Here is a 12,897-nt window from a genome sequence, read left to right as displayed (position 1 = left end):
TCGAATTCATGACAAATTGGCGTCCCGATCCATCCCAGCTCCGCCGACCGGCCTATCTTTCGCTCGCCGAGCAGATCGCGCGCGCTATTCAGGAGGGCAAGCTTGTCAACGGGACCAAGCTGCCGACCCATCGCCGTATGGCCGAGGATCTTGGCCTGTCGGTCCAGACGGTCAGCCGGGCCTATGACGATCTCATCCGCCGCGGGCTGATTTCCGGCGAGATCGGGCGTGGCAGTTTCGTGCAGACGCAGCCACGCGAGCCGGAACCACCCTACCTGCCGGAGAGGCTTGGCGAGGTGATCGACCTTTCGATCCTGAAACCGGTCTGCGAGCAGATCCATGTCGAGAAGATGCGGCAGGCTTTTGCCTGGCTCTCTGAAAACCTGCCGGCGAGTTCCGCCTTGTCGTTCCGGCCCAACATGGTCTTCCCGCGTCATCGCGCCGTCGCCACTGAATGGCTGGCGCGTTGCGGTTTGGACGTTTCGCCGCTCAATGTCAGCTTGACCAACGGGGCGACGTCGGGGATGACAACGGCGTTGATGAGCGTCGCACCGCCCGGTTCGACGGTCGCCACAGAAGTAGTCAGCCACCATACGCTCGTTCCGCTCTCGACCTATCTCGGCCTGCATCTCGAAGGGCTGGCGATCGACGAGGAGGGCATGATCCCCGAAGCGCTGGACGAGGCCTGCCGCAAGGGTCCGATCCGGGCGATCTTTCTGCAGCCTTCGGTCATCAACCCGATGGCCGCTCTGATGAGCGCGGGTCGTCGGGAGGCGCTTGCGGCGGTTGCCTCCAGGCATGACATCGCCATCATCGAAAACGACGTTCTCGGTCCGATGGTCGAGGGCCGCGCACCGCCGATGGCCGCGTTTGCGCCGGAGCGGACGCTCTACGTGACGACATTTACCAAGACGACTGTTCCAGGATTGCGGATCGGATATCTTGTCGCGCCGGACCGCTATGTTGCCGCCGTCGCGAACCGACATCTGGTCTCCAACTGGATGGCAACGCCGGCGATGGCGGAGATCGCGACGCGCTGGGTCGCCGATGGCACGGCCATGGAATTGGTCGCCTGGCAGCGCCGCGCGCTTGCCAGCCGTCATGCCATCGCTGCCGAAATGCTGGCGGGTTTGCCGTATCGGGCGCATCCCCAGAGTCTGCATGTATGGCTACCGCTTTCCTGCGGTCATACCGAAGATGCCTTCGTGGCGCAGGCTCGGTTGCGCGGCGTCGGGATCGCGCCCGGCAAGTCGTTCCATACGACCGATCACGGGTGGACGCCCGCCGTCCGCATCTCGCTCGGATCGACGACGGAGAGCGAACTGCGTACCGGGCTCGGGATCGTTGCTTCGCTGGCGCAGGGAAACCCTCAAGAGCTGCTGCTTGCGATTTGATGCTGGCGCCTGTGGTTTGTGCAGGTAAACAAATATTGTCATGATATTATTTTCCGAATTGACATGATTTCGAGAGGCCGTCATCGTTGATGCATTGCTTGTCTCAACAGGGAGAGACATGAATGCCGTCACCCATCATCCGTATCGACAACATCGTGAAGAGGTTCGGTCCGCTGACCGTTCTCGACGGGTTATCAATGGATGTGATGCCGGGGGAGAAGCTGGCGCTGATCGGCCCTTCCGGCTCGGGCAAGACGACGATCCTGCGCATCCTGATGACGCTGGAATCGATCAGCGGCGGACATATCGAGGTCGACGGCGAGCAGCTTTATCACATGAAGAAGGGCGCCGATCTGGTTCCCGCCGACGAGCACCATCTTCATCGCATGCGCAAGAAGATCGGCATGGTCTTCCAGCACTTCAATCTGTTTCCGCACAAATGCGTTCTCGACAACATCACGCTGGCGCCGATGCTGACCCAGGGCGTGGCGCGTTCAGACGCCGAAAAGCGGGCGATGGAATTGCTGGACATGGTCGGCATGGCGGACAAGGCGAAAAGCGTGCCGGCGCAGCTTTCCGGCGGTCAGAAGCAGCGTGTGGCGATCGCCCGTGCGCTCGCGCTTTCTCCGAAGATCATGCTGTTCGACGAAGTGACGTCGGCGCTCGATCCCGAACTCGTCGAAGAAGTGCTGAGTGTCATGAAGCGGCTCGCGGCCGAGACCGACATGACCATGCTTCTCGTGACGCACGAGATGGGCTTTGCCCACGATTTTGCGGATCGCGTGCTGTTTTTCGATCGCGGCAAGATCGTTGAGGAAGGTAGGCCGGAGGAGATTTTCAGCAATCCCAGGCAGGAGCGCACGCAGACGTTCCTTCGCAAGATCATCGCGGCGGGGCACCGCGTCTGACCGCCGGCGGCGGCGACATAGCCCGAAGACATAATCAGGAAACCAGAGGAGTAGGGAACAATGAAGACAAGAATTCTCGCAACCGCTGCCAGCATTGCGGCCTTTATCGCCGTTGCCGGCGGCATGTCTGCATCCGCAGCGGATTTGGAGGAGCTTAAGGAGCAGGGGTTTGCCCGTATCGCCATCGCCAACGAGCCGCCCTATACGGCAGTCGGTGCCGACGGTAAGGTGTCGGGTGCGGCGCCTGATGTCGCCCGCGTCATTTTCGAGCGTCTCGGCGTCAAGGAGGTCGTTGCCTCGATCTCCGAATATGGCGCGATGATCCCCGGCCTTCAGGCCGGCCGTCACGATGCCATTACCGCCGGTCTGTTCATGAAGCCGGAGCGTTGCAACGCGGTTGCCTATTCCGAGCCGATCCTTTGCGATGCGGAAGCTTTTGCCGTCAAGAAGGGCAATCCGCTGAAGCTGACGAGCTACAAGGACATCGCCGACAACACCAATGCGAAAATCGGGGCACCCGGCGGCGGCACCGAGGAGAAGCTCGCGCTTCAGGCCGGCGTGCCTCGCGATCGTGTCATCGTCGTGCCGGACGGGCAGAGCGGTCTCAAGATGCTTCAGGACGGTCGCATCGATGTCTATTCGCTTCCGGTTCTTTCGATCCACGATCTGCTCGACAAGGCGAAGGATCCAAACCTTGAGGTCGTCGCACCGGTCGTCGGTGCGCCGGTCTATTGCGATGGCGCGGCCTTCCGCAAGCAGGATGTAGCGCTGCGCGATGCCTTTGATGTGGAGCTCAAGAAGCTGAAGGATTCTGGCGAGTTCGCCAAGCTCATCGAACCCTACGGATTCTCCGCCAAGGCTGCGATGTCGACCACCCGCGACAAGCAGTGTGCTGCCGCGCAGTAATGAATTTACCCCTTACGCCGGGTGCACCGGCGGTGCCGTGTCGGCCTTCTCCCTCGCTCACGGGGAGAAGGTACCGGCAGGTGGATGAGGGGCAAACTCGTCGGAAGAGACTGGGAAACAAGGCCTGATGATCGACTGGTCCGGCTATCTGTCGCTGATTCTGGAAGGCGCACTGGTAACGCTGCAGCTGACTATTATGGGGTCGGCTCTCGCGCTGGTGATGGCTTTCCTGGCCGGGCTCGGCCGGCTGTCGCGCTTCTTCGTCGTGCGGGCGCTTGCTACGACCTACATCGAGTTCTTCCGCGGCACGTCGATCTTCGTGCAGCTCTTCTGGGTCTATTTCGTGCTTCCTTTTGCGGGGCTCACTCTCACGCCCCTTCAGGCGGGGGTTCTGGCGCTGGGGCTGAACGTCGGCGCTTACGGCGCAGAAGTTGTCCGCGGTGCCGTGAAGGCGATTGGACGGGAGCAGGGGGAGGCTTGTATCGCCCTCAATCTTTCCCGCTATCAGCGCCTGCGCCACGTAATCCTGCCGCAGGCGCTGCCCTTGATGCTGCCCACTTTCTGCAACAACGCCATCGAGCTTTTGAAGGGCACGGCCGTCGTATCGCTGATCTCGCTGACGGACCTGACTTTTCAGGCGCAGGTCGTCCGTGCTCAGACCGGCAATACGCTCGTCCCCTTCACGACGATCCTCATTCTCTACTTCGTCATGGCCTGGGCGATTTCAACGGCGATGCGCTGGCTGGAGCGGCGGATGACGCGCAGCCTCGATGGCGTGAGGACCTGACCATGGAATGGGATTGGGATTTCGTCTGGCAGATCATGCCGACCCTTCTCGAAGGGTTCAAGATCACCATACTGGCGACCATTCTCGGTGCGGCGGTGGCTGCGGTGATCGGTCTCGCGCTCGCCATTGCGCGCCGTTCGCCGATCGCCGCGGTCTCGCGCACCGTTGGCTTCGTCTCGGAATTCATCCGCGGCACGCCGCTTCTCGTGCAGCTCTATTTCATCTTCTACGTGCTGCCGGATATCGGCATCCGGCTGTCTCCGCTGGTCGCGGGCGTGATCGGCATCGGCGTCCACTATGCGACCTATACGGCCGAAGTCTATCGGGCCGGCATCGAGAACGTGCCGCGCGGCCAGTGGGAAGCGGCGAGAGCGGCAAATCTCACCACACGGCAAGCCTGGATCCATGTCATCCTGCCGCAGGCCTTGCCACCGATGATCCCGGCGCTAGCCAATTATTTCATCGCGATGTTCAAGGAAACGCCGCTGCTCTCGGCCATCACCGTGCTGGAGCTGATGAACCAGGCGAAGAGCATCGCCAACAGCAACTACCGCTACATCGAGCCGATGACACTGGTCGGCGTCTTCTTCCTCGCGGTCAGCCTGGTTTCAGTCGTCGGACTGTGCTGGCTCGAGGAACGCTATGCCCGGATGGATGACTGAGATGACTTCTGTTGAGATAAGCCTCGCCGGCAGGAAGCCGCGACTGGACGACCGCCCGCTCCAAAAGCGGATCGGCCTCATCATTCTCGCCACCGACCACACGACGGAAGCCGATTTCCAGCGCATGGTCGCGAGCGAGCGCATCGGCGTCTATGTCAGCCGCATTCCCTATGCCAATCCGACGACGCCGGAGAACCTGTTAAAAATGCAGCCGGTGCTGACCGAAGGCGCCTCGCTTATCCTACCGGACGAGGCGCTGGATGCGGTCATGTATTCCTGCACCTCCGCCTCGGTGGTGATCGGCGATGCACGGATCGAGGAGGCGATCCGCGTCGCCAAGCCGGATGTTCCCGTCGTGACGCCGACGGCGGCATCCGTGAAGGGCCTCAAGGGGGTGGGCGCAAGCCGCATCTCGATCCTGACGCCCTATACCGTGGAAACGAGCCGGCCGATGGCCGACTATTTTGCCGGCCTCGGCTTCACGATCGACCGTTTCACCTGCCTGGGTTTCGAGGACGATCGCGAAATGGCGCGCATCGCCCCGGACGAGATCGTCTCGCTTGCCTGCGAGGCAATGGCGCCGGAGTCGGAAGCGCTTTTCATCTCCTGCACGGCGGTCCGCGCTGCACTGGTCGCGGCACGCATCGAGGCCGAGATCGGCAAGCCGGTCGTCAGCAGCAATCTCGCCACAGCCTGGGCCTGTCTGCGGCTCTGCGGCGAAATTGCACCGCGTCCCGAACTGGGCATGCTGATGACGAAGCCCTATCCGGAAGGCTGAGCTGATGAGGGAGAAGACCTTGCCGGTTCAGATCGATAATATCCGCGCCGCCGCCGCGCGTGTCGATGGCCGCGTACTCCGCACCCCAATGGTGGAGTCGGGGGCGCTGAGTGAACGCGTTGGTGCGCCGGTTCATCTGAAGCTGGAGCATCACCAGACCACCGGCAGCTTCAAGCTGCGCGGCGCGACCAACGCCGTTCTGTCCCTTTCTGCAGAAGAGCGCGCACGGGGCGTCGTGGCCGCGTCTACCGGCAATCACGGCCGGGCGCTCGCCTTTGCCGCGAGAGCGGAAGGTTCGCTTGCGACCATCTGCATGTCGTCGCTCGTGCCGGAGAATAAGGTCTCGGAAATCCGTCGTCTCGGCGCACGTGTTCGCATCATCGGGCGTTCGCAGGACGAGGCGCAGGAGGAGGTGGCTAGGCTGGTCACGGAAGAGGGGCTGGTCGTGGTGCCGCCCTTCGATCATCCGGCGGTCGTCGCGGGGCAAGGCACGCTCGGCCTTGAGATTGTCGCGCAGGTGCCGGAGGTCGAGACTGTTCTGGTGCCGCTGTCCGGTGGCGGGCTTGCGGCCGGCATTGCCGCTGCTGTGAAAGGTTTGAAACCATCGGCTCGAGTCATCGGCCTGACGATGGAACGCGGTGCGGCAATGAAGGCGAGTCTTGATGCCGGCGGGCCGGTTCTGGTTGAGGAACTGCCGAGCCTTGCGGATTCGCTCGGCGGCGGCATAGGCCTCGATAACCGCGTCACCTTCCCCATGTGCCGCGAACTTCTCGATGACGTGGTTCTGCTTTCCGAAGCCGAGATCGCGGCCGGGATGCGGCATGCCTATGCCGTTGAGCGCGAAGTCATCGAAGGTGCTGCAGCCGTCGGCATCGCGGCGCTGTTGGCGGGCAAGGTCGCAAGTCGAGGCCCGATCGTCGCCATTCTCTCCGGCCGCAACGTCGACATGGAACAGCATCGGCGGGTGATCAACGGCGACGTGATCTATGGCAAGGACGCCGCATGAGCCGGATGGTCATTCTCACCGAAAAAGACCTGCGCAAGCTCGTTCCGCTCGATCGTGAGGCGGTTGCTTGTGTCGAAGATGCCTTCCATGCGCTCGCCACCAAGCCGGTCGCCATGCCGCCTATCCTGCGACTTGATATTCCCGAACATCGCGGCGAGGTGGATGTGAAGACGGCCTATGTGCCGGGCATCGAAGGTTTTGCCATCAAGATCAGCCCCGGCTTCTTCGACAATCCGAAGATCGGCCTGCCGAGCACGAACGGCATGATGGTCCTCCTGTCCAGCCGCACCGGTCTCGTGCAGGCGCTGCTGCTCGATAACGGCTATCTGACCGATGTCCGGACGGCCGCGGCCGGCGCGGTTGCCGCAAAACATCTTTCGCGTCCGGATTCGACCGTTGCGGCGATCTTCGGTGCGGGTATGCAGGCGTGCCTTCAGCTTGAGGCTCTGACGCTGGTCCGTCCGATCCGCGAGGCACGCATCTGGGCACGCGACGCCGCAAAAGCAGAGGCCGTGGCTGCCGATCTGACGACCAGACTCGGGTTTCCGGTTCGCGCCGAGGCCGATCCAGAGGCCGCGGTCGCGGGTGCCGATATCATCGTCACCACCACACCGTCGGAAAAGCCGATCCTGAAGGCAGACTGGCTGCGGCCCGGTCAACATGTGACTGCCATGGGCTCTGATGCCGAGCACAAGAACGAGATAGATCCGGCGGCGATTGCCAAAGTCGATGTCTACGTCGCCGACAGCCTGAAACAGACGCGGCGGCTAGGGGAGTTACATCATGCCATAGAGGCAGGGCTCGTTTCACCGGATGCGGAGTTTCCGCAACTCGGTGAAGTCGTCGCCGGCCTTCGCCGCGGTCGCGAGAGCGTCGGACAGATCACGCTTGCCGACCTCACCGGTACGGGCATCCAGGATACCGCCATCGCCACGCTTGCCTTCGCGCGAGCGGATGCCGCCGGCGCTGGCACCGCATTCGAAAGCTGAGCCGACCTTGTGCCGGATAATGAAGGGAAGAAACATGACCCAGCCCAATCTCAAATTCTCGCTCGGCGAATATGCCGCGCGGCTGGAAAAGACACGGCGCGCCATGGAGGCGAAGGGGATCGACCTGCTGATCGTCAGCGATCCATCCAACATGGCCTGGCTGACGGGTTATGACGGATGGTCGTTCTATGTGCACCAGGCCGTCATCGTGCCGCCGTCCGGCGAGCCGATCTGGTTTGGCCGCGGACAGGACGCCAACGGTGCCAAGCTCACGGCGTATCTGAAGCATGAAAACATTGTCGGGTATCCGGACCACTACGTGCAGTCGACCGAGCGCCATCCGATGGATTACCTCTCCGGCATCCTCACGGATCGCGGCTTCGGCACGCTGACGATCGGCGTCGAGATGGACAATTACTGGTTCTCGGCCGCCGCTTTCGCTTCCCTGCAGAAACACCTGCCGAATGCCCGCTTCGTGGATGCGACGGCGTTGGTGAGCTGGCAGCGCGCGGTCAAAAGCGAGACGGAGATCAAGTACATGCGCAATGCGGCACGCATCGTCGAGGCGATGCATGCGCGAATCTTCGACAAGATCGAGGTCGGCATGCGCAAATGCGATCTCGTCGCCGAGATCTACGATGCCGGCACGCGCGGCGTCGACGGGATCGGGGGCGACTATCCGGCAATCGTGCCCTTGTTGCCGTCGGGAAGGGAGGCATCGGCGCCGCATCTGACTTGGGACGACCGGCCGATGAAGGAGGGTGAGGGCACCTTCTTCGAGATCGCCGGCTGCTACAATCGCTATCATGTGCCGCTGTCGCGCACGGTCTTCCTCGGCAAGCCGACGCAAGCCTTTCTCGATGCGGAAAAGGCGACGCTGGAAGGCATGGAAGCCGGTCTCGCGGTCGCCAAGCCCGGCAATACCTGCGAGGACATCGCCAACGCCTTCTTTGCGGTGCTGAAGAAATACGGGATCGTCAAGGACAACCGCACGGGCTACCCGATCGGTCTTTCCTATCCGCCGGACTGGGGCGAGCGCACGATGAGCCTGCGCCCCGGCGACCGCACCGAGTTGAAGCCCGGCATGACCTTCCATTTCATGACCGGCCTCTGGCTGGAGGACATGGGTTTCGAGACGACGGAGAGCATCCTCATCACCGATACCGGCGTCGAATGCCTGGCGAACGTGCCGCGCAAGCTGATGGTCAAGGATTGAGACGGCGATGAGCGAGACAGCTTTACGGCCGTCGCCGATCAGCCCGACGGTGGATTTCGACACCGAGGGTGTGCAGCACGGTTTCCTGCGGCTGCCCTACAGCCGCGACGATTCCGCCTGGGGATCGGTGATGATCCCGATCACGGTCATCCGCAACGGGAGCGGACCGACCGCACTCCTGACTGGCGGCAATCACGGCGACGAGTACGAAGGGCCGATTGCGCTCTTCGATCTCGCGCGCTGCCTGAAGGCGGAGGACGTCAGCGGCACGGTGATCATCGTTCCGGCGATGAACTATCCGGCATTTGTAGCAGGAACGCGGACGTCGCCGATCGACAGGGGTAATCTCAACCGCAGCTTTCCCGGCCGTCCGGACGGGACGGTGACGCAGAAGATCGCGGACTACTTCCAGCGGGAACTCTTGCCTCGCGCCGATATCGTCCTCGACTTCCATTCGGGCGGTAGAACTTTGGATTTCCTACCGTTCTGCGCCGCGCACATCCTGCCGGACAAGGATCAGGAAGCTCGTGCCTTCGAGTTGGTGGAGGCGTTTTCCGCACCTTATTCGATGAAGATGCTCGAAATCGACGCGGTCGGCATGTACGACACCGCGGCCGAGGAAATGGGCAAGGTCTTCATCACTACCGAGCTTGGCGGCGGCGGCACGGCGACGGCAAAAAGCGCGGGCATCGCCAAGCGCGGCGTCATGAACGTGCTGCGCCATACCGGCATCGTCGCGGGAGGGGCTGAGGCCGGACAAACGACCTGGCTCGATATGCCGGACGGCAACTGCTTTTCCTTCGCCGAGGAGGGCGGGTTGATCGAGCCTATCTTTGACCTCGGAGACGAGGTCCGCGAGGGTGCCGTGGTGGCTCGTATCTATCCAACCGGACGAACCGGGGCACCGCCTATCGAAGTCCGCGCAAAGATGGATGGTATCTTGTGCGCACGGCATTTCCCGGGATTGATGAAGGCCGGCGATTGCGTGGCGGTCATCGCGGTCATTGTTGTCTGACCTGACCTGAACAAGCGCAGAGCGGTCCGCCCTGGTAGGGGGGATCTGTGCGGCCCCCGGGCGGGTCGTCCGGATGCTTGAACGGACCGTTGCAAATTTCCAATTCGATGCTCCGGCGAAAAAAGCTTTGACCTTGCGGCAGAATAGATTGTCCGCAACAGAACGATCTGCTGACCCAGTTCTTCAGATTTCCAGCATAATAGAACCTCCGAAAGACGGACCGACTTCGGGGCTTCGGTGACCGGAAAGTCCACTTTGCGGCGCGTCCAGGCAACCAGCCTATTTGCGGAGATAAAACTATTCCAAATCGGAATGAGCTATTTGCAATTAGCATTAGACGCTCTATCCGATCTGGATCATCATGCCCAAAATATCGTCTCGCCTATTTTGTAGGCATTCCGGTGGCTAGCCGGTGGACCATTTTATTGGGCTTGAGTCTTTGCGATGGACGAACAAAAGGCAAGGCACCGTTTTTATCTGCCGGTCGACGAATGTCACCAGCTCTATATCGAGGAATATGGTGCTCATGACGGCATTCCGGTCGTGGTTTTGCATGGAGGGCCGGGCGCCGGCATTTCCCGCAAGCATGTAGAGACATTTGACCCATCGGCATTCCGCGTCGTCACTTTCGATCAGCGTGGTGCCGGGCGTTCCGTCCCGTCTGCAAGCCTCCACGACAACACGACCGATGCCCTCATTGCCGATATTGAGGCTATTCGCGAAAAGCTTGGGATCGATCGGTGGCTTGTGGCCGGTGGTTCGTGGGGTAGCTGTCTTGCGCTGGCCTATGGTGAGGCGCATCCCGAACGATGCCTCGGCTTTCGACTGCATGGTATTTTCCTGGGCGGACAGGAAGATATAGATTGGTGGTTCCATGGCGCACGTTCGATCTTTCCCGATCAGTGGGAAGAGTTCGCGAGTTTCGTGCCGGAAGAGGAACGCGCCGACCTCCTTGCTGCCTATTACCGACGCCTGACAAGCGGCAACGCACATGAGGAAGTGGCGGCTGCCTTAAGCCTGCGCGGCTTTTCCGCGAAAACCCAGACTTTCCTTCCCGATCCGGGCCATGTGGCCGCATTGATGGAACCGACAGCAGCGCTCGCCGTGGCGAGACTCTTCACTCATTACTGCGTGAATGGTGCTTTTCTGGAACCAGGACAATTGTTGCGCGACATCGATCGGATCAGACATCTTCCCTGTGAAATCGTGCAGGGACGATACGACACCGTCACGCCGATGCTTTCCGCCTGGCGACTGCATCGTGCCTGGCCGGAAGCCGGCTTTTCGATCGTCACCGAAGCAAACCACCAATCCACCAAAGGCCCTCTTTTCGATGAGCTGAAGGCGGCGACCGAGCGGCTTCGCAAGCGAATGACCCCGATCACCCCCAAAGAGGGGGAATACGCATGAGCAGGATGATGTCTACCTTCAATGCGGCCGCCATCGCGCCCTTTCTTGAAATCCGTTCGGTGAAATCGCCGGCGATATCCCCTGATGGAACACTTCTCGCATATCTCTGCGACGCAAGCGGCTTCAACCAGATATGGATCAGGCCGCTTGCCGGTGGCGCGGCACGACAGGTCACGGATATGCCGGAGCCAGTCGGCGCGTTGGCCTTCAACCCGAAAAGTCGGGATATCCTGTTCACGACGGATTGCGGCGGCGACGAACGCCATCAGCTTTGGCTCCTGCCGGACACATCCGGTCCACCCGTCGCGCTGACGGATGCGCTCGGTGTCGTTCATCTATGGGGTGCCTGGTCTCCGGATGGGCAACGCATCGCCTATGCCTCCAACGCTCGCTCGCCTCGCGATATGGACATCCATGTCATGGACCTCTCGACGCAGGTGGCGACCTGCGTCCGCGAGGGGGACGGCATGCGGGAAGTCCTGGCTTTCTTTCCCGATGGGCAATCGCTGCTCGTCCGTGAGTCCCTGCGTTCGGGCAATGATCAGGACATGTATCGCCTCGATATCGCGACGGGACGCTTGACGCCGCTTATGCCGCATCAAGGGCGTGCTCGCTATCTCGCCGCCCGCCTGTTCAAGGACGGCCGCGGCGGCCTTGCCGTCTGCGATCAGGGAAGCGATTTCATGGGCATCCGGCAGTTTCCAGCCGAGGGCGGAGAGACGGCAAACATTTTCGATATGTCCGGACGCAATATCGAGGCGCTGGCGCTTTCGCCCGACCAGCAGAAAATCGCTTTCGTCCTCAATGATGAGGGGTGGAGCCGTATCGGCCTCTGCGACCGCGAGGGCCGTTCCATCCGGATGTTCGAGGGGCATCCGCCCGGCGTCGTGACATCGCTTGCCTTTACTCCCGACAGCCGATCGCTTGTCTTCCCGCTCGAAGGTGCGGCGACGCTGCCCGGTATCTGGAAACTCGATCCGGAGAACGGCAGCTTCGAACCCCTGGTGACGGTCGATGGTGCGGGGACGGATACCGGGTCCTTCGTCGAACCTCTCGTGGAACGCTTCGAAAGCTTCGATGGGCGGATGGTGCCGGCTCTCGTCTATCAGCCGACTTCCCCACCCCCCGAAACTGGATATCCCGTGCTCTTCATCGTGCATGGCGGCCCGGAGATGCAATGGAAACCGGACTTCCGCGCCGATGTGCAGTTCCTGGTCTCTCAAGGTGTGATGGTGGTCGCCCCGAATGTCCGCGGCAGCACCGGTTATGGCCGCGCCTGGCATGAACTCGATGACCGTGAGAAGCGCATGGACTCGGTCGCAGACCTGCGGGCCATTCGGCTTGCCATCGGCGCGCGTAAGGACGTGAACGCGGCACGTATCGGCATTTTCGGTCGCTCCTATGGCGGCTTCATGGTGCTGTCCGCGCTGACGGAGGATCCGGATCTGTGGGCGCTTGGCGTCGATTTCTATGGTGTCTGCAATTTCCTGACCCATCTGCTCGCCACCGGTCCGTGGGGGCGCCAGCAGCGTGCCGCCGAATATGGCGAGCCGGCGGTGATGCGCGAGGCGCTGGAGCGCTTCTCCCCCATCAACCGGATCGCCCGCATGAAGGCGCCGCTGCTCCTTGTCCACGCCAATCGTGATCCGCGCGTACCGATCGGAGAGAGCGAGACCGTCTATTCCTGCCTCAGCGGTCTGCGTCACCCTTGCGAGTACCTGCGCGTCGACCACGAGGGCCACGGCTTTGCCCGGATAGAGAACCGCCGAACGGTGTTTTCCGCCTTCGCCCGGTTCCTCGAAAAACATCTTTGATGACGAGTATGG

The 12,897-nt window shown here is 61.8% G+C and carries 12 protein-coding genes; all 12 read left to right on the top strand.

Going from position 1 to position 12,897, the window contains the following annotated elements:
* Nucleotides 1-8: 8 nt before the first annotated feature.
* The 12 genes from ehuR (at nt 9) to ABK249_RS13325 (ending at nt 12,885) form a co-directional block, all read left to right on the top strand.
* Nucleotides 9-1,394 (top strand): MocR-like ectoine utilization transcription factor EhuR, encoded by a 1,386-nt coding sequence (gene ehuR, locus ABK249_RS13380; protein WP_227704121.1) that lies wholly within the window; start codon nt 9-11, stop codon nt 1,392-1,394.
* 122 nt (nt 1,395-1,516) lie between these two features.
* Nucleotides 1,517-2,302 carry an ectoine/hydroxyectoine ABC transporter ATP-binding protein EhuA gene (gene ehuA, locus ABK249_RS13375; protein WP_227704120.1) on the top strand — a complete coding sequence of 262 codons (786 nt, stop codon included), beginning with the start codon at nt 1,517-1,519 and terminating at the stop codon, nt 2,300-2,302.
* Nucleotides 2,303-2,362: 60 nt separating this feature from the next.
* The gene (gene ehuB / locus ABK249_RS13370; protein ID WP_037153300.1) at nt 2,363-3,208 is read left to right on the top strand and encodes an ectoine/hydroxyectoine ABC transporter substrate-binding protein EhuB; all 846 of its coding nucleotides are present in this window, start codon (nt 2,363-2,365) and stop codon (nt 3,206-3,208) included.
* 127 nt (nt 3,209-3,335) lie between these two features.
* The gene (ehuC, locus tag ABK249_RS13365) at nt 3,336-3,995 is read left to right on the top strand and encodes an ectoine/hydroxyectoine ABC transporter permease subunit EhuC (protein ID WP_037153298.1); all 660 of its coding nucleotides are present in this window, start codon (nt 3,336-3,338) and stop codon (nt 3,993-3,995) included.
* A 2-nt stretch (nt 3,996-3,997) separates the two neighbouring features.
* On the top strand, nt 3,998-4,657 hold the full coding sequence (gene ehuD / locus ABK249_RS13360) for an ectoine/hydroxyectoine ABC transporter permease subunit EhuD (protein ID WP_227704119.1): 660 nt from the start codon (nt 3,998-4,000) through the stop codon (nt 4,655-4,657).
* Between the two features lies 1 nt (nt 4,658).
* A complete protein-coding gene (eutA, locus tag ABK249_RS13355) occupies nt 4,659-5,435 on the top strand; it encodes an ectoine utilization protein EutA (RefSeq protein ID WP_227704118.1) in 777 nt (258 codons plus the stop codon).
* Nucleotides 5,436-5,439: 4 nt separating this feature from the next.
* Nucleotides 5,440-6,441, top strand: coding sequence for a hydroxyectoine utilization dehydratase EutB (gene eutB / locus ABK249_RS13350; protein WP_227704117.1), 1,002 nt, complete (start codon nt 5,440-5,442; stop codon nt 6,439-6,441).
* Nucleotides 6,438-7,430, top strand: coding sequence for an ectoine utilization protein EutC (gene eutC, locus ABK249_RS13345; protein WP_227704116.1), 993 nt, complete (start codon nt 6,438-6,440; stop codon nt 7,428-7,430). Before eutB ends, eutC begins: the two co-directional genes overlap by 4 nt.
* 34 nt (nt 7,431-7,464) lie before the next feature.
* Nucleotides 7,465-8,646 carry an ectoine hydrolase DoeA gene (gene doeA, locus ABK249_RS13340; protein ID WP_227704115.1) on the top strand — a complete coding sequence of 394 codons (1,182 nt, stop codon included), beginning with the start codon at nt 7,465-7,467 and terminating at the stop codon, nt 8,644-8,646.
* 7 nt (nt 8,647-8,653) lie between these two features.
* Nucleotides 8,654-9,661: a N(2)-acetyl-L-2,4-diaminobutanoate deacetylase DoeB gene (gene doeB / locus ABK249_RS13335; RefSeq protein ID WP_227704114.1), complete on the top strand. Its 1,008-nt coding sequence runs from the start codon at nt 8,654-8,656 to the stop codon at nt 9,659-9,661.
* A 444-nt stretch (nt 9,662-10,105) separates the two neighbouring features.
* Complete coding sequence (gene pip, locus ABK249_RS13330; protein ID WP_227704113.1) at nt 10,106-11,071, top strand: prolyl aminopeptidase; 966 nt, start codon at nt 10,106-10,108, stop codon at nt 11,069-11,071.
* The gene (locus tag ABK249_RS13325; RefSeq protein ID WP_227704112.1) at nt 11,068-12,885 is read left to right on the top strand and encodes a S9 family peptidase; all 1,818 of its coding nucleotides are present in this window, start codon (nt 11,068-11,070) and stop codon (nt 12,883-12,885) included. Before pip ends, ABK249_RS13325 begins: the two co-directional genes overlap by 4 nt.
* Nucleotides 12,886-12,897: the final 12 nt, after the last annotated feature.

The sequence above is a fragment of the Neorhizobium phenanthreniclasticum genome (assembly GCF_040066075.1).
In the GTDB taxonomy this organism is placed as follows: domain Bacteria; phylum Pseudomonadota; class Alphaproteobacteria; order Rhizobiales; family Rhizobiaceae; genus Neorhizobium; species Neorhizobium petrolearium.
Note: the sequence above shows the minus strand (reverse complement) of the source record. Positions and strands in the feature narration are given on the sequence as shown.

Coding starts and splice junctions, on each gene's coding strand:
- eutB (WP_227704117.1), top strand. CDS start 5,440: ATGAGGGAGAAGACCTTGCCGGTTCAGATCGATAATATCCGCGCCGCC.
- eutC (WP_227704116.1), top strand. CDS start 6,438: ATGAGCCGGATGGTCATTCTCACCGAAAAAGACCTGCGCAAGCTCGTT.
- ABK249_RS13325 (WP_227704112.1), top strand. CDS start 11,068: ATGAGCAGGATGATGTCTACCTTCAATGCGGCCGCCATCGCGCCCTTT.
- ehuD (WP_227704119.1), top strand. CDS start 3,998: ATGGAATGGGATTGGGATTTCGTCTGGCAGATCATGCCGACCCTTCTC.
- ehuA (WP_227704120.1), top strand. CDS start 1,517: ATGCCGTCACCCATCATCCGTATCGACAACATCGTGAAGAGGTTCGGT.
- eutA (WP_227704118.1), top strand. CDS start 4,659: ATGACTTCTGTTGAGATAAGCCTCGCCGGCAGGAAGCCGCGACTGGAC.
- pip (WP_227704113.1), top strand. CDS start 10,106: ATGGACGAACAAAAGGCAAGGCACCGTTTTTATCTGCCGGTCGACGAA.
- ehuC (WP_037153298.1), top strand. CDS start 3,336: ATGATCGACTGGTCCGGCTATCTGTCGCTGATTCTGGAAGGCGCACTG.
- doeA (WP_227704115.1), top strand. CDS start 7,465: ATGACCCAGCCCAATCTCAAATTCTCGCTCGGCGAATATGCCGCGCGG.
- doeB (WP_227704114.1), top strand. CDS start 8,654: ATGAGCGAGACAGCTTTACGGCCGTCGCCGATCAGCCCGACGGTGGAT.
- ehuB (WP_037153300.1), top strand. CDS start 2,363: ATGAAGACAAGAATTCTCGCAACCGCTGCCAGCATTGCGGCCTTTATC.
- ehuR (WP_227704121.1), top strand. CDS start 9: ATGACAAATTGGCGTCCCGATCCATCCCAGCTCCGCCGACCGGCCTAT.